This window comes from Mycobacterium venezuelense, from assembly GCF_054919535.1.
Genome location: NZ_JBONDW010000004.1, coordinates 367,100 through 386,065 on the forward strand (window position 1 = coordinate 367,100; position 18,966 = coordinate 386,065).

General features: G+C 65.4%; 18 protein-coding genes. 13 read left to right on the forward strand and 5 right to left on the reverse strand.

Annotation, left to right across the window (positions count from 1 at the left end; genetic code table 11):
- Positions 1-3: 3 nt before the first annotated feature.
- Complete coding sequence (locus tag ACRCUN_RS09180; protein WP_462141307.1) at positions 4-942, reverse strand: LysR family transcriptional regulator; 939 nt, start codon at positions 940-942, stop codon at positions 4-6.
- A 130-nt stretch (positions 943-1,072) separates the two neighbouring features.
- On the opposite strand from ACRCUN_RS09180, the gene ACRCUN_RS09185 reads away from it, so the two are divergent.
- Genes ACRCUN_RS09185 through ACRCUN_RS09195 form a run of 3 tightly spaced genes read left to right on the forward strand, consistent with a single transcriptional unit; the run spans position 1,073 to position 4,168 of the window.
- Positions 1,073-2,098 carry a tripartite tricarboxylate transporter substrate binding protein gene (locus ACRCUN_RS09185; protein ID WP_462141308.1) on the forward strand — a complete coding sequence of 342 codons (1,026 nt, stop codon included), beginning with the start codon at positions 1,073-1,075 and terminating at the stop codon, positions 2,096-2,098.
- On the forward strand, positions 2,098-2,640 hold the full coding sequence (locus ACRCUN_RS09190; protein ID WP_462141309.1) for a tripartite tricarboxylate transporter TctB family protein: 543 nt from the start codon (positions 2,098-2,100) through the stop codon (positions 2,638-2,640). Before ACRCUN_RS09185 ends, ACRCUN_RS09190 begins: the two co-directional genes overlap by 1 nt.
- 4 nt (positions 2,641-2,644) lie before the next feature.
- Positions 2,645-4,168 (forward strand): tripartite tricarboxylate transporter permease, encoded by a 1,524-nt coding sequence (locus ACRCUN_RS09195; protein ID WP_462141310.1) that lies wholly within the window; start codon positions 2,645-2,647, stop codon positions 4,166-4,168.
- Here the strand turns inward: ACRCUN_RS09195 and ACRCUN_RS09200 are convergent.
- From ACRCUN_RS09200 to ACRCUN_RS09210, 3 genes are read right to left on the reverse strand one after another with little or no spacing between them, the layout of a single operon-like run.
- Positions 4,121-4,807, reverse strand: coding sequence for a FadR/GntR family transcriptional regulator (locus ACRCUN_RS09200; protein WP_462141311.1), 687 nt, complete (start codon positions 4,805-4,807; stop codon positions 4,121-4,123). The genes ACRCUN_RS09195 and ACRCUN_RS09200 overlap by 48 nt on opposite strands.
- Positions 4,804-5,922, reverse strand: coding sequence for an L-talarate/galactarate dehydratase (locus ACRCUN_RS09205; RefSeq protein ID WP_462141312.1), 1,119 nt, complete (start codon positions 5,920-5,922; stop codon positions 4,804-4,806). The genes ACRCUN_RS09200 and ACRCUN_RS09205 overlap by 4 nt, the downstream gene beginning before the upstream one ends.
- Before the next feature lie 38 nt (positions 5,923-5,960).
- Positions 5,961-7,046 carry an alcohol dehydrogenase catalytic domain-containing protein gene (locus ACRCUN_RS09210; RefSeq protein ID WP_462141313.1) on the reverse strand — a complete coding sequence of 362 codons (1,086 nt, stop codon included), beginning with the start codon at positions 7,044-7,046 and terminating at the stop codon, positions 5,961-5,963.
- A 35-nt stretch (positions 7,047-7,081) separates the two neighbouring features.
- On the opposite strand from ACRCUN_RS09210, the gene ACRCUN_RS09215 reads away from it, so the two are divergent.
- Both ACRCUN_RS09215 and ACRCUN_RS09220 read left to right on the forward strand, forming a co-directional pair.
- A complete protein-coding gene (locus ACRCUN_RS09215; protein WP_462141314.1) occupies positions 7,082-7,528 on the forward strand; it encodes an acyl-CoA thioesterase in 447 nt (148 codons plus the stop codon).
- Positions 7,512-7,949 carry an SRPBCC family protein gene (locus tag ACRCUN_RS09220; RefSeq protein ID WP_462141315.1) on the forward strand — a complete coding sequence of 146 codons (438 nt, stop codon included), beginning with the start codon at positions 7,512-7,514 and terminating at the stop codon, positions 7,947-7,949. The genes ACRCUN_RS09215 and ACRCUN_RS09220 overlap by 17 nt, the downstream gene beginning before the upstream one ends.
- A gap of 6 nt (positions 7,950-7,955) precedes the next feature.
- On the opposite strand, the gene ACRCUN_RS09225 is transcribed toward ACRCUN_RS09220, so the two are convergent.
- The gene (locus ACRCUN_RS09225) at positions 7,956-8,648 is read right to left on the reverse strand and encodes a GntR family transcriptional regulator (protein WP_462141316.1); all 693 of its coding nucleotides are present in this window, start codon (positions 8,646-8,648) and stop codon (positions 7,956-7,958) included.
- A 137-nt stretch (positions 8,649-8,785) separates the two neighbouring features.
- On the opposite strand from ACRCUN_RS09225, the gene fadD5 reads away from it, so the two are divergent.
- The 8 genes from fadD5 (at position 8,786) to ACRCUN_RS09265 (ending at position 18,962) form a co-directional block, all read left to right on the forward strand.
- Positions 8,786-10,429, forward strand: coding sequence for a fatty-acid--CoA ligase FadD5 (gene fadD5, locus ACRCUN_RS09230; protein WP_462141317.1), 1,644 nt, complete (start codon positions 8,786-8,788; stop codon positions 10,427-10,429).
- 180 nt (positions 10,430-10,609) lie between these two features.
- On the forward strand, positions 10,610-11,410 hold the full coding sequence (locus tag ACRCUN_RS09235) for an MlaE family ABC transporter permease (protein WP_462141318.1): 801 nt from the start codon (positions 10,610-10,612) through the stop codon (positions 11,408-11,410).
- Position 11,411: 1 nt separating this feature from the next.
- Positions 11,412-12,281 (forward strand): MlaE family ABC transporter permease, encoded by an 870-nt coding sequence (locus ACRCUN_RS09240; protein ID WP_462141319.1) that lies wholly within the window; start codon positions 11,412-11,414, stop codon positions 12,279-12,281.
- 4 nt (positions 12,282-12,285) lie between these two features.
- Positions 12,286-13,506 carry an MCE family protein gene (locus ACRCUN_RS09245; RefSeq protein WP_462141320.1) on the forward strand — a complete coding sequence of 407 codons (1,221 nt, stop codon included), beginning with the start codon at positions 12,286-12,288 and terminating at the stop codon, positions 13,504-13,506.
- 55 nt (positions 13,507-13,561) lie between these two features.
- Positions 13,562-14,593 (forward strand): MCE family protein, encoded by a 1,032-nt coding sequence (locus ACRCUN_RS09250; RefSeq protein ID WP_462141321.1) that lies wholly within the window; start codon positions 13,562-13,564, stop codon positions 14,591-14,593.
- Positions 14,590-16,164 carry a virulence factor Mce family protein gene (locus ACRCUN_RS09255; RefSeq protein ID WP_462141322.1) on the forward strand — a complete coding sequence of 525 codons (1,575 nt, stop codon included), beginning with the start codon at positions 14,590-14,592 and terminating at the stop codon, positions 16,162-16,164. Before ACRCUN_RS09250 ends, ACRCUN_RS09255 begins: the two co-directional genes overlap by 4 nt.
- 9 nt (positions 16,165-16,173) lie before the next feature.
- Complete coding sequence (locus tag ACRCUN_RS09260; protein WP_462141323.1) at positions 16,174-17,817, forward strand: virulence factor Mce family protein; 1,644 nt, start codon at positions 16,174-16,176, stop codon at positions 17,815-17,817.
- Entirely contained in the window at positions 17,817-18,962 is a 1,146-nt protein-coding gene (locus tag ACRCUN_RS09265; RefSeq protein ID WP_462141324.1) for a virulence factor Mce family protein, read from the forward strand. The genes ACRCUN_RS09260 and ACRCUN_RS09265 overlap by 1 nt, the downstream gene beginning before the upstream one ends.
- Positions 18,963-18,966 lie beyond the last annotated feature (4 nt).

Consider the following 18,966-nt stretch of genomic DNA (forward strand, 5'->3'; position numbering starts at 1 on the left):
GTCCTAGCCGAGGGCGATGAGGTCGTCGAGGTGTTCGGCTGACCGCCCGACCAGCTGCAGCACCTGCTGCAGCAGCGGCGTGAGACCGCGGCGCGCCCAGATCGCGTGGAGCTCGACGGGGCGGGACGGATCGCTTTCGGGATGCCCGCCACCGACATCCACCAACGGCTTGTAGACGACGCCGTCGACGTGCAGCGCCGTCGCGCTCGCCGGCACCAGCGCAACACCCTCGCCGGCCGCAACGAGTAGCACCGCGGTGAGAATCTGCTGCACGCGCTGCTTGATCCTCGGATGTCCGTTGAACAGGAAGCGGACCGTCAGCTCGTGGAAATACCGCGCCTGCACCGGGTGGTAGCTGATCACCGGCAGCCCGTCGAAGTCCTCGGGACCGAGCGGCCCCGTCGCCCCGGCCAGCGGGTGGTTGATCGGCACGACCGCGCGGAGCGGCTCACGCGCGACCACGATCGAGGACAGCGCCGAGGTGTCGAACGGCGGGCGGGCCAGCCCGAGATCGAGCTCGCCGCGCCGGATGCCGTCCACCTGAGCGCCCGTCACGCGCTCGTGCAACACGACCTCGATGTCGGGCAGTTCGCTGCCGAGCAGACCCAGTAGCGGGCCGAGAATGCCGATCGCCGACACCGCGGTGAAGCCGAGGTGCACCGTGCCTGCCGAGCCTCGTTCCACCCGTTGCGCCTGTTCGGTCGCGGCGTCGAGGGTGTTGAGCATCCGGTAGCAATCCTCGAGGAACGCCGCCCCGGCCGGCGTAAGCAGGACGCGGCGGTTGTCGCGGTCCAGCAAAACCGCCCCGACCGAGCGCTCAAGCTTCTGAATCTGGCGGCTCAGCGGCGGCTGGCTCATCGCGAGCCGGTCGGCGGCCCGGCCGAAGTGCAGCTCCTCGGCAACCGCGATGAAACAACGCACCTGATCCAGCGTGATTGCCATGCATTGAAGGTATCAAGCGATGCTAAAAGAGGCTTGGACAGGTATCGTCCATGCTCCCTAACGTGTAGTGATGGCCGCCACATGACGGGCGTATTACGCAGCACTTCACATCCCCACAGGAGCACACGTAATGGCGATCTCAACCGCTCGCTCACGATGCGGGCGCACCCGCACGATTCTCGCCGCGGCGGCAGCCGCCGGCCTCGCCCTCACCGCGTGTGGCGGTGTCGAGACCACAACCGGCGGCGGTGGCTCCGGCGCGGAATGGCCCTCGGGCAGCGTCGAGATGTACGTCGGCGCATCGGCAGGCGGATCCAGCGACCTCATCAGCCGCGCCGTTTCGAAGGGCCTGTCCGATGACCTCGGGGCGTCGTTCCCGGTGATCAACCGTGAAGGCGCCAACGGTGCGCTCGCGGCCGCCGAAGTCGCGAAGGCGCCTGCGGACGGCTCGGTGATCGCGATCCAGAACGCATCGCTGTTCACCATCACCCCGCTGGCCGTCAGCCCCGACGAGGTGACCAACCTCGATGACTTCGACGTCGTCTACGGCGTATCGCGCGACGACTACGTGCTCGTCACCAACCCCGCGAGCGGGTTCAAGACGCTCGACGACATCAAGAACTCCAACCGCCTCGTGAAGTACGGCACCACCGGCGTCGGCACCGGCGCGCAGCTGTCGGCAGCCCTGCTGTTCAAGACGAGCGGCGTGAATTCCCAGGCGGTTCCGTTCGACGGCGGTGCCCCCGCGCTGGCCGCCGTCCTCGGCAATCAGGTTGACGTCGCCTCCATCCAGGTCGGCGAGGCGATCGAGAACATCCAGTCGGGCAAGCTGACGCCGCTCGCGGTCTTCGGCCCGGACCGGATCGACTATCTGCCCGAGGTCCCGACGGCCAAAGAGCAGGGGCTCGACGTCGAGGTCACGCAGTACCGCTTCATGACCGTGCCGAAGGGCACGCCGCAGGAGGTCAAGGACAAGCTCGTCGAAGGCTTGAAGGCGACATTTGCGACCGATGAGTACAAGAAGTTCAACGAGCAGAACAGCCTCACGCCGATGGAGATCTCCGGTGACGAGGTGACCGCTCAACTGAACAAGGACAAGCAGCGCTACGCGGATCTGGTGGCCCAGTACGGCATCAACCTGCGGAACGAGGGCTGATGACCGCCGTGCAAGAACCGCACGCGCACCACACACGCGACGTCCTCGCCGAGATCGAGGCCGAGGTCGCTCACGAACTGGAGGATGAGCGTCCGCCCGCCGGCGGCATCGCCTACCAGGTGATCGGGGCGCTGGCCGGATTGGCCATCGGTGTCGTCGGCGCGGTGCTGGCATACGGGTACGGGCTCGGCTCGCTGGCCGAGCCAGGCCCAGGCCTGTGGCCGTTCGTGGTCAGCGTCGTGATCGCCCTGCTGTCGGTTCTACTGCTCGTCGTCGGGCGCGGCCTGACCGACAGCGAGAAGTTCACCCGCAGCAGCCTTTTGGCGGTGGCCGGAGCGGCCACGTTCGTCGCGTTCGGCGTCCTGATGCCGTTGATCGGCTTCGAGATCCCGGCCGTGCTGCTGTGCCTGATCTGGTTGCGGTTCCTTGGCGGCGAGAGCTGGCGCAGCACGATCATCGTCAGCGTCGTCACCACCGCGGTGTTCTACTTCCTGTTCCTCTACGGCCTGCGGATCCCGCTGCCCCATCTGATCGCGTTCTAAAACTATGGATTTCAGCGCATTCCTGGACGGGTTCGCACTCGTCGCGGAGCCCCACAACCTGCTCTACTGCCTGATCGGCGTACTGATCGGCATGATCATCGGCGTGCTGCCAGGCCTCGGCCCGGCCGCGACCATCGCGATCCTGTTGCCCATCACCTACACCATCGACCCGGTGTCGGCCATCATCATGCTGGCCGGCATCTACTACGGCGCACAGTATGGCGGCACGATCACCTCGGTCCTGTTGCGACTGCCGGGTGAAGCATCCTCGGTCGTAACGGTTTTCGACGGCTTCGCGCTGGCCAAACAAGGCAAGGCCGGCACGGCCCTCGGCATCGCGGCGATCGGTTCCTTTGTCGGCGCGACGATTTCGATCATCGGTCTGACCCTGCTCGCCCCCGTGGTGGCCAGCGTCGCGCTCGATTTCGGGCCGCCGGAGTACGCCGCGCTGGCACTGTTGGGTGTGCTGCTGGTCGCCACGATCGGCAGCGGCAACAAGCTCAAGGCGCTGATCGCCGGCGCGGTGGGCCTGTTGCTCGCGACCGTCGGGCGCGACAGTTTCAGCGGCGCATCCCGATTCACATTCGACAGCCTGCAACTCGCCGACGGCATCGACTTCGTCGTCGTCGCGATGGGCCTGTTCGGTGTCGGCGAGATCCTCTACAACCTGGAACAGCGGCACGGCAAGCCACACGTCCCGGCCAAGGTTGGCAATGTCTGGCCGTCGCGCAAGGATCTCAAGCAGTCATCGGGTGCCATCGGGCGCGGTTCGATCATCGGCTTCGTGCTCGGTGTGCTGCCCGGCGGCGGAGCCACGCTGTCGTCGATCGTCGCGTACGCGACCGAGAAGAAGCGCTCGAAGACGCCGGAGCGGTTCGGGCGCGGGGCGGTTGAGGGCGTGGCCGCGCCGGAGACCGCCAACAACGCCGCGGCGACGTCGTCGTTCATCCCGCTGCTGACGATCGGTCTGCCCGCCAACGCGTCGATGGCAATGCTGTTCGGCGCGCTGCTGATCCTCGGGATCTCACCGGGCCCGCAGCTCGTCGACGAGCACCCGGACGTGTTCTGGGGCGTCATCAACTCGATGTACATCGGCAACCTGTTGCTGCTTCTGCTCAGCATTCCGCTGGTCGGCATCTTCGTGAAGATTCTGCGGGTCCGCCCCGCGATCCTGGCGCCGATCACCGCGCTCATCACGATCCTTGGCGTGTACACGATCAACAACTCGGTCTTCGACATCTTCTTGATGATCGTGTTCGGCGTTATCGGCTACCTGATGAAGAAGTTCGGCTTCGACCCCGGTTCCATGGTCTTGGCGTTCGTGCTGGGAACCATCATCGAGTCGAGCACCCGCCGTTCGCTGTTGATCTTCGACGGGGACCCGACGGGCTTTGTCACGCGGCCTATTTCGGGTGCGATCCTGGCGATCTTCGTCGTGGTGGCGCTGCTGCCGGTCATCCGGCAGATGCTGCGGCGCCGCTCAGAGCCGGCCGGCGTCGAGCCGCCGGCGAGTGTTACCAAGGTGTAGGCGCATGGCGGCCCGGGCCAGGTCCGGGTCGCCTGCGATCACCGCGGCGGCGACCTCACCGTGCTCACGCCGGACGCGTTCGGCGTGCGCGGCGTCGGTGATGGAGTGTGTATCGCCGAGGCGGGTGCGCGGAAGCATGATCATCATCGGGCCCAGCGAGTCCAGCAGATCGAGGTAGAACCGGTTGCCGCTGACCGCCGCCACCGCACGGTGAAAGCGGAAGTCGGCCTCGACGGCATCCTCCGGGGCTGCGTCGACGAATTCGGCGAGCGCGGCCCGGACGGCTTCGCTGCCGTTGCCGTCGACGCGGGCGGCCGCCAGAGCGGCCGCCTCACATTCGATCCCGAGCCGGAAGTCGATCATGTCGAGTACGTCGTGGTGGGTCCGGATGGCGGCGGATTCGACGGTGAACGACGTCGGCTCGGGCACCGCGAGCACGAATGACCCACGGCCCTGGAAGGTTTCGACCAAGCCTTCGGCGCGCAGCCGCGTCACGGCCTCGCGCACCACGGTCCGTGAAACCCCGAACTCCTCGATCAGTTCGGATTCCGACGGGAGTTTGCGCCCAGGCGGGAGGTCGCCGGCGAAGATCTTGTCCTTCAGACCGGCGACCACCCGCTGGGCCAACGAAGTTGTCACGAACCGAATTCTGCCCGTTCCTTCGTCAGCGCCCGCATCTGGTCACTCAGCGTGAAGCCGAGGCCGGCACGCTCGGGCAGCCACATCCGGCCGTCGCGAATCTCGATGCGCTCGTTGAACAACGGGTTGAGCCACTCGAAGTGCTCGACCCACGGCTCGGTCGGATATGCGGCCGCGAGGTGCAGGTGAATCTCCATCGCATAGTGCGGGGCCAGTGCGAGCCCGGCGTGCGATGCCAGCGTCGCGAACCGCAGGAACGGTGTGATGCCACCGATGCGGGGTGCGTCGGGCTGCACGATTCCGCGGTAACCCGCGTCGATCAACGCCATGTGCTCGGGCACCGAGGTGAGCATCTCTCCGGTGGCGATCGGGGTGTCGAACGTGTGGCTGAGGTCGGCGTGGCCGACGGCATCCCACGCGTCGAGCGGCTCCTCGATCCAGATCAGGTCGTACTGCTCGAGCTCGCGGCACATCCGCCGAGCCCTCGCGCGGTCCCACTGCTGGTTGGCGTCGACCATGAGCGGGTTGTCGCCCAGGTGCTCGCGGAGCGCGGCGACACGTTCCAGGTCGGTCTTCCAATCCGGTTGCCCGACTTTGATTTTGATGCCGCCGATGCCGGACCCCAGCGACGCGGTGGCCTTGTCCTTGATCTCGTCGACCGAGGCCTGCAGGAAGCCTCCGGACGTGTTGTACACCCGGCAGGAATCTCGATGGGCGCCGAGCAGTTTGGCAAGCGGCAGACCGGCGCGACGGGCCTTGAGATCCCAGAGCGCGACATCGAGCGCGGCAATGGCCTGGGTGGCGACGCCGGACCGGCCGACGGATGCCCCGGCCCACAGCAGCGATTGGTAGATCCGGTCGATGTCCGACGGATCCTGGCCGATCGCGACATCGGCGATTTCGGCGAGATGGGTGTACTGGGCAGGGCCGCCGGCGCGCTTGGAGTAGCTGAACCCCATGCCCTGGTGGCCTTCTTCGGTGGTGACCTCGACAAACAGCAGGACGGTTTCGGTGAGGGGCTTCTGCCTGCCCGTCAGGACTTTGGCGTCGCTGACGGGGTTGGGCAGCGGTAGGACGACGTGAGAGAGCGTGAGATGACGAATGCGATCAGACATATGACAAGTCTATAACTTGTCATACAAGTTGAACAGGCTCAGTTGAAATCGATGACCTGACGGACCGCTCGGCCGTCGGCGAGCTCGTCCATGCCCGCATTGATGTCGTCGAGCGCGATCGACGACGACACCAGGGATTCCACCGGCAGCCGGCCGGCCCGCCACAGCTCGACGAATCGGGGAATGTCGCGGGCCGGGACCGCCGAGCCTAGATAGCTGCCGATCAACGACCGGCCTTCGGCGACAAAACCCAGGGGTGACACCGAGATTCGCGCATCCGGCCGGGGGAGGCCGACCGTGATGGTGCGGCCACCGGGTCCGGTGAGCGCGATCGCGGTCTCCAGCGCGGCCGGATGGCCGGCGGCCTCGATAACCACGTCGGCCTTGAGGTCGGCGGCTTGGTTCGGTGTGTACGTCTCATGCACGCCGAGTTCGCGAGCGCGGGCCAACTTGTCCGACAACTGGTCCACACCGATCACCCGCACATCATCGTGCGCGAGCGCGGTCAGTGCCGCGGCCATTCCGACGCCACCCAATCCGACGACCGCCACCGTCTGGCCGGGCCGCGGCTTGCCGACGTTGAGCACGGCGCCTCCGCCGGTGAGTACGGCGCAACCCAGTAACGACGCGACGACGGGCGGGACGTCGGCGGGAACGGGGACAACGGATCGCCGGTCGACAACCGCATGCGTCGCGAACCCGGAGACTCCGAGATGGTGGAAGACCCGCTCACCGTTTCGGCTCAGCCTGATGTCGCCCTCCATCAAGGTGCCCGCGCCGTTGGCGACCGAGCCCGGCCCGCACGGGGTCAGTCCGTCCGTGGCGCAGGCCGGGCAGTGGCCGCACCGCGGAAGAAAGGTCATCACCACGCGCTGGCCTTGCGGCACGTCACCGGCCTCGACAATCCCGGCCGCTTCATGACCGAGCAGCATCGGGACCGGCCGCACCCGGTTGCCGTCGACGACCGACAGATCCGAGTGGCACAACCCGGCCGCCTCGATGCGGACCAGCAGTTCGCCCGGGCCGGGCTCGGCCAGGTCGAGTTCGCCAACGCTCAGCGGGCGGGATTCGACGTAGGGGCGAGGCAGACCGATGGCCTCGAGGACGGCTCCGCGGATCTTCATGACGTCCAGCCTGCCTCGGCTGCAAGACTTCAGCCATGACGGGTACCGAACTCACTCCTGGCGATTTCCCGCTGCACTGGCCGGTGCTGACCCGGTGGACCGACAACGACATGTTCGGCCACCTCAACAACGCCGTCTACTACGAGTTGTTCGATACCGCGATCAACGGGTGGATCAACACCAAGTGCGACATCGACCCGGTCAACGCGCCGTGGCTCGGTGTCGTCGCCGAATCGGGCTGCCGCTACTTCGCTGAGTTGAAGTTCCCCGATCCGCTGGTGGTGGGGCTGTCCGTGGCCCGGTTGGGCAACAGCAGCGTCACCTATCGATTGGGGTTGTTCGAGCCTGACGGGCCGGTGGCCGCGGTGGGGCACTGGGTGCATGTCTACGTCGACCGGACCACGCGCCGTCCGGTGCCGATTCCCGGCGCGATCCGGTCGTTGTTGCAGTCGATATGCTCTGCCGATGCCGCTCGTGAGTAGAACCGTCGAGGTTGACGCCCCGGCCGAGAAGATCATGTCGATCGTCGCCGACTTCGAGGCCTATCCGCAGTGGAACCCCGAGATCAAAGGCTGCTGGATCCTGGCCCGCTACGACGACGGCAGGCCGAGCCAGCTGCGTCTGGACGTCGAGATCCAAGGCCAGTCGGGCGTATTCATCACCGCGGTGTACTACCCCGACGAGAACCAGATCTTCACGGTGCTGCAACAGGGCGACCACTTCAAGAAGCAGGAACAGAAGTTCTCGGTGGTGCCGATCGGCGCCACATCCCTGCTGACGGTCGATCTCGAAGTCGAGACCAAGCTTTCGATTCCCGGACCCATGGTCAAGAAGGCCATCGGCGACACCTTGGACCATCTGGCCAACAGCCTCGTCGCCAGGGTTCAGCAATTGGCCGGTTAGCGCCCGCTAAGCCCACATCCCGATCTCGTCGAGACGTGCGATCAATCGCTGGGCGCCGTCGGTGAACTGCCCTCCGTTCAGTTCCACGGCCGTTCGAGCGTCTCGCCGGCGCAGCGCGTCGATCAGGAGCCGGTGGCTCGCGACGGCCTCGTGTCCCCACCGCGGATCGGTCGAATAGATGAGCGCGGGCAGGTAGCGCGCGACGTGCAGTAGGAACCACGCCAGCTTGATGCGGCCGCTCGCATGGTTGAACGCGCGATGAAACGCGAACTCGGCAGCCGAGATCTCCTCGGGATCGTGCCGGTCGACCGCGGCCTCGAGTTCGCCGTTGAGTCGTTCGAGCTCGTCGATCTCGGCGTCGGTGATGCGTTCGGTGGTCGTCGCGGCCAACTCACGCGCGATCGTGGCCTGCAGCCAGAAGATGTCCTCGACGTCCGTGCGGCTCAGCGGCACGACGACGTGGCCGCGGTGCGGCTCGAGCTGCACCATGCCTTCCCCGCGCAACGTCCGCAGTGCCTCGCGCACCGGGGTGATGCTGACCCCGAGAGCAGCAGCCGTCTCGTCGAGTCGGATAAATGTGCCCGGCCGCAGCACCCCGGTCATGATCTCGGCCCGCAGGTGCGCCGCCACCTCGTCGGAGAGTTGCTCACGGCGCACTCCGCGGCGGCGTCGCACGGCTGTTCTGACAGGCGCGTTCACGTGTTTTCCGGTCGCCTTTCGGTCCGTCTGGCGTGGGCTTGTACCCGAGGCGCCGAGGCCATAATGTGACCGGGGCAACCCAATGTTTGATCAAATATCAACATCGTGCAACCCGATACCCATGGAGTACAGAGCCGTTGACTGCCGCGCCTTCCCTCACTGAGCAGCCGTACCTGGCCCGCCGCCAGAACTGGACGAACCAGCTTGCGCGGCACGCACTGATGCAGCCCGACAAGACCGCGCTGCGGTTTTTGGGGCAGACGACGACGTGGGGGGAGCTCGATGATCGGGTGTCCCGGCTGGCCGGCGCGTTGAGCAGGCGCGGCGTCGGATTCGGCGACCGCGTGTTGATCCTGATGCTCAACCGCAACGAGTTCATCGAATCGATGCTTGCCGCCAACAGACTCGGCGCGATCGCCGTTCCGGTCAACTTCCGCATGACCCCGCCGGAGATCGCGTTTCTCGTGAGCGACTGTGAGGCCCGCGTCGTGGTCACCGAGTCGGTGCTCGCGGGCGTGGCCACCGCGGTGCGGGACTTGGACCAGACGCTGAGCACCGTGATCGTGGCCGGCGGCGAAACCGAAGACGGCGTGCTGGGTTACGACGATCTGATCGCCGAGGCCGGCCCGCTGCCCGAGCCCATCGACATCCCCAACGACTCCCCGGCGCTCATCATGTACACGTCGGGGACGACCGGTCGGCCCAAGGGCGCCGTGCTCACCCACACGAACCTGACCGCCCAGGCCATGACGAACCTGTTCACGATCGGTGTCGATCTCAACCACGACGTCGGGTTCATCGGTGTCCCGCTGTTCCACATCGCCGGGATCGCGGGCAATGTGCTCAGCGGCCTGACGTTGGGATTGCCCACCGTCCTGTATCCGCTCGGTGCGTTCGATCCGGATGCGCTACTCGATGTACTCGAGGCCGAGAAGGTCACCGGTATCTTCCTCGTTCCGGCCCAATGGCAGGCCGTCTGTGCGGCGCAACGCGCCAAACCGCGGAACCTGAAGCTGCGCGCGTTGTCGTGGGGCGCCGCCCCGGCCTCGGACACCCTTCTCAGAGAGATGTCCGAGGTGTTCCCTGGTGCCGAGATCTTCGCGGCGTTCGGCCAGACCGAGATGTCGCCGGTGACGTGCATGCTGTTGGGCGAAGACGCCATTCGCAAGCTCGGTTCGGTCGGGCGGGCGATTCCCACCGTTGCCGCCCGCGTCGTCGACGAGGACATGAACGACGTCAAGGTGGGCGAGGTCGGTGAGATCGTCTACCGCGGTCCGTCCATGATGGCCGGCTACTGGAACAACCCGAAGGCCACCGCAGAGGCGTTCGCCGGGGGCTGGTTCCACTCGGGCGACCTTGTCCGCCAGGACGAGGATGGTTACATCTGGGTCGTCGACCGTAAGAAGGACATGATCATCTCGGGCGGCGAGAACATCTACTGCGCGGAGGTGGAGAACGTTCTGGCCGCCCACCCGGCGATCATGGAGGTCGCGGTAATCGGACGGGCACACGAGAAGTGGGGTGAAGTGCCGGTGGCCGTTGTAGCACTGAGTCGCGCTGACGATCCGCTGAGCCTCGAGGACCTCGACGCGTTCCTGACCGAACGTCTGGCTCGGTACAAACACCCCAAAGCGGTCGAAATCGTGGATGCTTTACCCCGTAATCCCTCGGGCAAGGTTCTCAAGACAGCACTCCGGGAGCGCTTCAGTGCGCAGAGCCGCTCTGACGTTAGCGAAAGTACCTCTGCACCAACGGTTTCTGCAGGTCACAGCGATGGATGAAGGCTTTGCGCCGCCTTTGCTAACGGTTCAAGGCACAATCCAGCCGATGCGGTGTACGGCCCGGTTCGGATCGGGTACAGTCCGGTGGTCTCACTTACTACCCGTGAGTAGGGAGATGCGGATCACACACACTGGCTTGCGGCAAGGAGGGGGCGTGCGACACGTCCAAGGGGACCAGCGGTGACGGCGTCCACCGACGGTCTCGTCGGTTATGTGCGCGGTCAGCTGGAGAAGCCGCTGGCCACCGTCGGCGGCTTCTTCAAGATGTCGGTGTTGACCGGAAAGGCACTGTTCACAAGGCCTTTCCAGTGGAAAGAGTTCGTCCTCCAGAGCTGGTTCCTCATCCGGGTGGCATTCCTGCCGACGCTTGCGGTCTCGATCCCGCTGACCGTGCTCATCATCTTCACGCTCAACATCCTTTTGGCGGAGTTCGGCGCGGCCGACGTGTCGGGTGCCGGTGCGGCGCTCGGCGCGGTCACGCAGCTCGGACCGTTGGTGACGGTGCTCGTGGTGGCGGGCGCAGGCTCGACAGCCATCTGCGCCGACCTCGGCGCCCGCACCATCCGTGAAGAGATCGACGCGCTCGAGGTGCTCGGCATCGACCCGATCGAGCGACTGGTCGTCCCGCGCGTCGTCGCCTCCACGTTCGTGGCTTTCATGCTCAACGGTGCGGTGATCACCATCGGTCTGGTGGGCGGCTTCTTCTTCGGCGTTTACATCCAGAACGTCTCCGCGGGTGCGTATGTGTCGACGTTGACACTCCTTACCGGATTCCCCGAGGTGATGATCTCGGTCATCAAGGCAACGCTGTTCGGGCTCATCGCCGGATTGGTGGGCTGCTACCGGGGATTGACAGTCGCCGGTGGCGCGAAAGGTGTGGGCACCGCGGTGAACGAGACGCTCGTGCTGTGCGTGGTTGCGCTGTTCGCGGTCAACGTCGTGCTCACCACGATCGGTGTGCGGTTCGGGACAGGGAACTGATATGAGTACGACACAGGTCCTGCGCTCGAGGTTCCCGCGAGCGTTTTCGCGCACGGCCGATCTCGCGGGCACGCCCGCGCGGTTCCTCGACAGCATGGGGCATGTCGCCTGGTTCGTCGTGCAGGCCATCGTCCATGTGCCGCATGCGTTTCGGCACTACCGCCGGGAGTCGCTGCGGCTGGTCGCCGAAATCGGCATGGGCACCGGCGCCATGGCCGTCATCGGCGGAACCGTCGCGATCATCGGATTCGTCACGCTGTCGGCAGGCTCGCTGATCGCGATCCAGGGTTTCGCATCATTGGGCAACATCGGTGTCGAGGCGTTCACGGGCTTCTTCGCCGCACTGGCCAACATTCGCGTCGTCGCACCCGTCGTCACGGGCCAGGCATTGGCCGCCACAGTCGGCGCAGGAGCCACTGCCGAGCTCGGCGCCATGCGCATCAGCGAGGAGGTCGACGCGCTGGAAGTCATGGGCATCAAGTCGATTTCGTATCTGGTGTCCACCCGCATCATGGCAGGCGCGATCGTCATCATCCCGCTCTACGCGATGGCGATCCTGCTGTCGTTCATGTCGGCGCAGTTGGTGACGACGATCTTCTACTCCCAGTCGGTCGGTACGTATGAGCACTATTTCCATACGTTCCTGCGCGTCGACGACGTGATGTGGTCCTTCCTCGAAGTGATCATCATGTCCATCGTCGTCATGTTGAACCATTGCTACTTCGGCTATTTCGCGAGTGGCGGTGCTGTCGGTGTGGGTGAGGCCGTAGGGAGGTCGATGCGTACCTCGTTGATCGCGATCGTGCTGGTGGTCCTGTTGGCATCGTTGGCGCTGTACGGCACCGACCCGAACTTCAACCTCACGGTGTAGCGCGATGACGGCGCCGCAAGCTCCCCTGAACAAGCCGAAAACACCGCCTTACAAGCTCGCCGGCTTGGTGCTCGCGCTTGTCGCCGCACTGGTTTTCGCGCTCACGTGGATGCAGTTCCGCGGGGTGTTCGAGGACAAGGTGCAGTTGACGGTGATGTCGGGCCGGGCCGGTCTGTCGATGGATCCTGGTTCGAAGGTCACCTTCAACGGCGTGCCGATCGGTCGCCTGGCCTCCGTCGATGTCGAGACGGTCGGTGACAATCCGGAGGCAAAGCTGACGCTTGACGTGGATCCGCGCTACCTGAAGCTGATTCCGTCCAATGCAACTGCGGAATTGCGGGCCACCACGGTGTTCGGCAACAAGTACATATCGTTCCTGTCGCCGGAGAACCCGTCGCCCGAGCGCCTTTCGCCGTCAACACCGATCCAGGCGCAGGGCGTGACGACCGAGTTCAACACGCTGTTCGAGACCATCACCGCGATCTCGGAGCAGGTCGATCCGATCAAGCTCAACGAGACCCTCACCGCGACCGCGCAGGCGCTCGACGGGTTGGGCGACAAGTTCGGCCGGTCACTGGTCGACGGCAACGACATCCTCGCCGACGTCAACCCGCGCATGCCTCAGATCCGCCGCGACATCACGGGTTTGGCGAATCTCGGTGAGGTCTACGCCGATGCGGCACCCGATCTGTTCGACGGGCTGACGAATGCGGTGACCACCGCGCGCACGCTCAACGAGCAGCGCGGCAATCTCGATCAGGCGTTGGTCGCCGCAGTCGGCTTCGGCAACACCGGCGGTGACATCTTCGAGCGCGGGGGCCCGTATCTGGTCCGCGGCGCGCAGGATCTGCTGCCGACATCGGCGCTGCTCGACGAGTACAGCCCGGCGCTGTTCTGCACCATCCGCAACTACCATGACGCGGCACCGAAACTCGCTGGGGCGCTTGGTGGTAACGGTTACTCGCTGGTGACCAACTCGTTGGTGGTCGGTGTTGGAAACCCGTATGTGTTCCCGGACAACCTGCCGCGCGTCAACGCCAAGGGCGGGCCCGAGGGCCGGCCGGGGTGCTGGCAGCCGATCACCCGCGATCTGTGGCCTATGCCGTATCTGGTGATGGACACCGGCGCGTCGATCGCCCCCTACAACCACTTCGAATTGGGTCAGCCGATGTTCACCGAGTATGTCTGGGGTCGCCAAGTGGGGGAGAACACGATCAACCCATGAGCGGAGCGAATAGACAGCAGATGGCATGCGGGACCCGAGCCTGCGAGGGAGCCGCATGAGCATCAAGGGCACGCTTATCAAGCTCGGCATCTTCTCGTTGGTGCTGCTGACGTTCACCGCGCTCATCTTCGTGGTGTTCGGTCAGATCCGGTTCAACCGGACCGCCGAGTATTCGGCGATCTTCAAGAACGTCAGCGGCCTGCGCACAGGGCAATTCGTGCGCGCTGCCGGCGTCGAGGTCGGCAAGGTCTCGAGCGTGGACCTGATCAACGGTGGTGAGCAAGCCGAGGTCAAATTCAGCGTCGAGAAGTCGCTGCCCCTGTTCGACCAGACCACTGCCGCGATCCGCTATCAGGACCTGATCGGTAACCGCTATCTGGAACTGAAGCGCGGTGAGAGCAACACGATCATGCCGCCGGGCAGCACGATCCCGCTCGAGCGCACCGAGCCCGCACTGGATCTCGATGCCCTCGTTGGCGGTTTCCGGCCACTGTTCCGTTCGCTGGAGCCGGACAAGGTCAACACGATCGCCAAGTCGATCATCACGATCTTCCAGGGCCAGGGCGGCACCATCAACGACATCCTGGATCAAACGGCACAGCTGACGCAGTCCATCGCCGACCGCGATCAGGCGATCGGCGAGGTGATCAAGAACCTCAACACGGTCCTCGACACCACGGTCAAGCACCAGAAGCAGTTCGACGAGACCCTGGTCAACTTCGAGACGTTGATCACCGGGCTGAAGAACCGCGCCGATCCGATCGGGGAGTCGGTGGCCGACATCAGTGACGCGGCCGGTTCCCTTGCCGACCTACTGTCGGACAACCGGCCACTGCTCAAGGACACCGTCGGGTATCTCGATGTCATCCAGAAGCCGCTGATCGATCAGCAGCAGAAGCTCAACGACATCCTCGTCGACTTCCCGGCGGCGTTGAAGCTCATCGGCCGTGCCGGTGGCATCTACGGCGACTTCTTCAACTTCTATGCCTGCGACCTCACTCTGAAGCTCAACGGATTGCAGCCGGGCGGGCCCGTCCGAACCGTAAGAGTCACGTCACAGCCGTCGGGTAGGTGCACGCCGAAATGAGGACATTGCAGGGTTCCGACCGGTTCCGTAAGGGCCTGATGGGCGTCGTGGTTGTCGCGCTCATCATCGGTGTCGGTTCGACGTTGACGAGCGTGCCGATGCTGTTCGCGGTGCCGACGTACTACGGGCAGTTCGCCGATACCGGCGGCCTGAACATCGGCGACAAGGTGCGCATCGCAGGCATGGACGTCGGCACCGTCCGGAGCATGGACATCAACGGCGACAAGGTCGAGATCGGCTATACGCTCGGCGGTCGCACGATCGGAACAGAGAGCCGGGCCGCGATCCGGACCGATACGATCCTGGGCCGCAAGAACATCGAGATCCAGCCGCGCGGTGACGAGACGCTGAAGCCGCGCGGAATGCTGCCGCTGGGGCAGACGACGACGCCGTACCAGATCTATGACGCGTTCCTGGATGTCACGCGCAACGCATCTGGTTGGGACACGCAGTCGGTCAAGCAGTCGCTGAATGTGTTGTCCGAGACCGTCGATCAGACCTCGCCACACCTGAGCGCGGCGCTGGACGGCGTGGCTCGGTTCTCCGAGACCATCGGCAAGCGTGACGACGACGTGAAGAAGCTGCTCGCCAACGCGAACAAGATCGCGACGGTGCTCGGCGACCGCAGCACGCAGGTCAACCAGCTCCTCGTGAATGCGCAGACGCTGCTGGCTGCGGTGAACGAACGCGGGCAGGCCGTCAGCATGTTGCTGGAACGGGTGTCGTCCGTCTCGCAGCAGGTCGAAGGTTTCATCGCCGACAACCCGAATCTGAACCACGTGCTCGAGCAGTTGCGCACCGTCAGCGACGTGCTGGTGGCCCGCAAGCAAGATCTGGCAGACATCCTGACCACCGCCGGTTCGTTCATCACCTCGCTTGCCGAGGCACTCGCTTCGGGTCCGTACTTCAAGGTCATGCTGGTGAACTTGATTCCGCCGACGATCCTGCAGCCCTTCGTCGACGCGGCCTTCAAGAAGCGCGGCATCGATCCCGAGGAGTTCTGGCGCAACGCCGGTCTGCCGGCCTTCCGCTTCCCGGATCCGAACGGCCAGCGATTCGAGAACGGCGCCCCGCCCGCGGCACCGACGCCGCTCGAGGGCACGCCGGAACATCCGGGTCCGGCCGTTCCGCCCGGATCGCCGTGCTCGTACACCCCGCCTGCGGACGGCATCCCGTCTCCGGGCAACCCGCTGCCGTGTGCGCACCTGACGCAGGGCCCGTACGGGCCGGTGCCCGGTGGCTACGGTCCGCCCGACGTCGCGACGTCGGCACCGAATCCGGACGGGATCGCGCATTCGCCCGGTGTGCCGAGCGCTGCCATCCCGGGTCAGATGCCGCCGGATCAGCCCGGCGCACCTGTCGAGTTGGCCCCCGGTCCGCCGGGAGCCCGCACCGTCCCGGTCAGCCCGCAGCCAGGCCCGCCTGACTTCACGCCGGGCATCGCACCGCCGCCCCCGGCGATCGTCGGTCCGCCGCCGCCGCCAGGACCCGGCCAGCAATTGCCGCCGGCGGGTACGCCACCGCTTCCCGGCAATCCGCCGTTCCTGCCGCCAGGGTCGCAAGAGGGTTAGGCGAACGTTATGTCAACGATTTTCAACATTCGGAACATGAAGTTGCCCAACGTTTCCCGGGCAGCTGTCATCGTCGGCGCACTGGTTGTCGCAGCGGCGTTGGTCGCCGGGTTCCTCGGCATCAACCTGTACAAGAAACTGACGACCACGACGGTCACCGCGTATTTTCCCGAGGTGCTCGCGCTCTATCCCGGCGACAAGGTGCTCATCATGGGCGTCAAGGTCGGCGCGATCGACTCGATCGAGACCGCGGGCGACAAGATGAAAGTGGTCTTCCACTTCAACAACAAGTACAAGGTGCCCGCGGACGCGACTGCTTCTGTGCTCAACCCGAGCCTGGTCGCCTCGCGCGTCATCCAGATGTCGCCGCCTTACACCGGCGGACCGGCCATGCAGGACGGTGCGGTCATCCCGATCGAGCGCACGCAGATCCCGATCGAGTACGACGAACTGCGCAACCAGGTCACCCGCCTGCTTGCCGACCTGGGCCCGACACCAGAGCAACCCAAGGGACCGTTCGGCGACATCATCGAATCCTTCGCCGACGGTTTCGCAGGCAAGGGCGATCAGGTCAACCGCACGCTCGACGGCTTGTCGGAGGCGTTGACCACGCTCAACGAGGGCCGCGGCGATTTCTTCGCGGTCGTGAAGAGCCTGGCGTTGTTCGTCAACGCGCTGTACCGCAGCGATCAGCAGTTCGTGGCGCTCAACGACGATCTGGCGCAGTTCACCAACTCGTTCACGAACACCGACCAGGAGTTGGCGAACGCGCTGCAGGACCTCAACCGTGTCCTCAAGACCACGCGCGAGTTCCTGGACGAGAACGGCGGCGTGCTCACGCACGACATCAACAACCTCGAGCAGGTCACCACCGCGATCCTGCAGCCTGAACCGCGCAACGGTCTGGAGACCGGCCTGCACGCCTACCCGAACCTGGCGGCCAACGTCTTGAACATCGTCGCGCCCAACCAGGGCGGAATCATCGGCCTCCCGGTGCTTCCCGGGCTGACCAACTTCTCGAATCCACTGCAGTTCATCTGCAGCTCGATCCAGGCCGGAAGCCGGCTTGGCTACCAGGATTCCGCCGAGTTGTGCGCGCAGTACCTGGCGCCGATTCTCGACGCGATCAAGTTCAACTACCTGCCCTTCGGCATGAACTTGGCCAGTACGGCGATGACGCTGCCCAAGCAGATCGCGTACTCCGAGAAGCGGTTGCAACCGCCGCCGGGATACAAGGACACCACTGTTCCCGGTATCTGGTCGCGTGACACGTTGTTCTCGCACGGCAACCACGAACCGGGCTGGATCGTGGCGCCCGGCATGCAGGGCGTCCAGGTGCAGCCGTTCACGCAGAACATGCTGACGCCGGAGTCGCTCGCCGAACTGATGGGTGGTCCGGACATCGTGCCGCCGCAGGCCCCGCCTGCGTTCGGGGTGCCGCCGGGCGGCAACCTGCCCGGTCCGCCGAACGCGTACGACGAACGCAATCCGCTTCCGCCGCCGTGGTATCCGCAGCCGGGCCCACCGCCGGCCCCGGCTCCGGGAGTCATCCCAGGTGACCCGTTGTCGGCCGTCGCGCCCGCCGCTCCGGCCGCGCCTGCTGCGCCGGCGCCACCCGGTCCGCCGCTGCCCGCAGAAGCAGGAGCAAGGTGATGAGAAAGTTGAGTCGCATCGGCCGCCGCATTGCGGTGCTGGGAGCGGCGGCGCTCGTGCTGACCTCGTGCGGTCAGTGGCGCGGTGTGGCCAACGTGCCACTGCCGGGTGGGCCGGGCACGGAGTCCGGCCGCACCACGCTGTACGTGCAGATGCCGGAAACGTTGGCGCTCAACGCCAACAGCCGGGTCCGCGTGCGTGACGTCTTCGTCGGACGGGTTCGCAGCATCGAGTTGATCAACTGGGTGCCGACGTTGACCATCGATCTGCAGCCGGGCATCGAGCTGCCGAAGAACACGCTGGCCAAGATCGGCCAGACCAGCCTGCTGGGTTCGCAGCACGTCGAACTCAATCCGCCGCCCGACCCGTCCAAGGAGATGCTCAAGAGCGGAGACACCATCCCGCTCGCGCAGTCGTCGGCGTACCCGACGATCGAGCGGACGCTGGCGGGTATCTCGGGAATCCTGACCGGTGGCGGCATCCCGAACATCGAGGTCATCCAGACCGAGGTGTTCAACATCCTCAACGGCCGCGGCGATCAGATCCGGGAGTTCCTGAACCGGCTCGACACGTTCACCGATGAGCTCAATCAGCAGCGCCAGGAGATCACTCGCGCGATCGACTCGACGAACCGGTTGCTCAACATCGTCGCGCAGCGGAACGACACCCTCGACCGGGTGCTGACCGAGTTCCCGCCGCTGATCCAGCATTTCGCGGAGACCCGCGATCTGTTCGCCGACGCGGTGACCGCGCTGGGCCGGTTGTCGGATGCCGCCGACGACACGCTGTCGAACAGCAACGCGAATCTGCACACCAACCTGCAGAACCTGCAGCGGCCGCTCAAGCAGTTGTCGCGTGCGGCCCCGTACCTCGTGGACGCTCTCAAGCTGATCCTCACGGTGCCGTTCAACATCGAGAACATCCCGAAGGCCGTTCGCGGCGACTTCATCAACGTGTCGTTGAAGTTGGACCTCACGTTGAGCTCGGTCGACAACGCGTTCCTGTCCGGAACTGGTGTGTCGGGCATGCTGCGGGCGCTGGAACAGGCCTGGGGCCGCGACCCGAACACGATGATTCCCGATGTTCGGTTCACCCCGAACCCGCACAACGCACCCGGTGGCCCGCTGGTCGAAAGGGGGGAGTGAGACA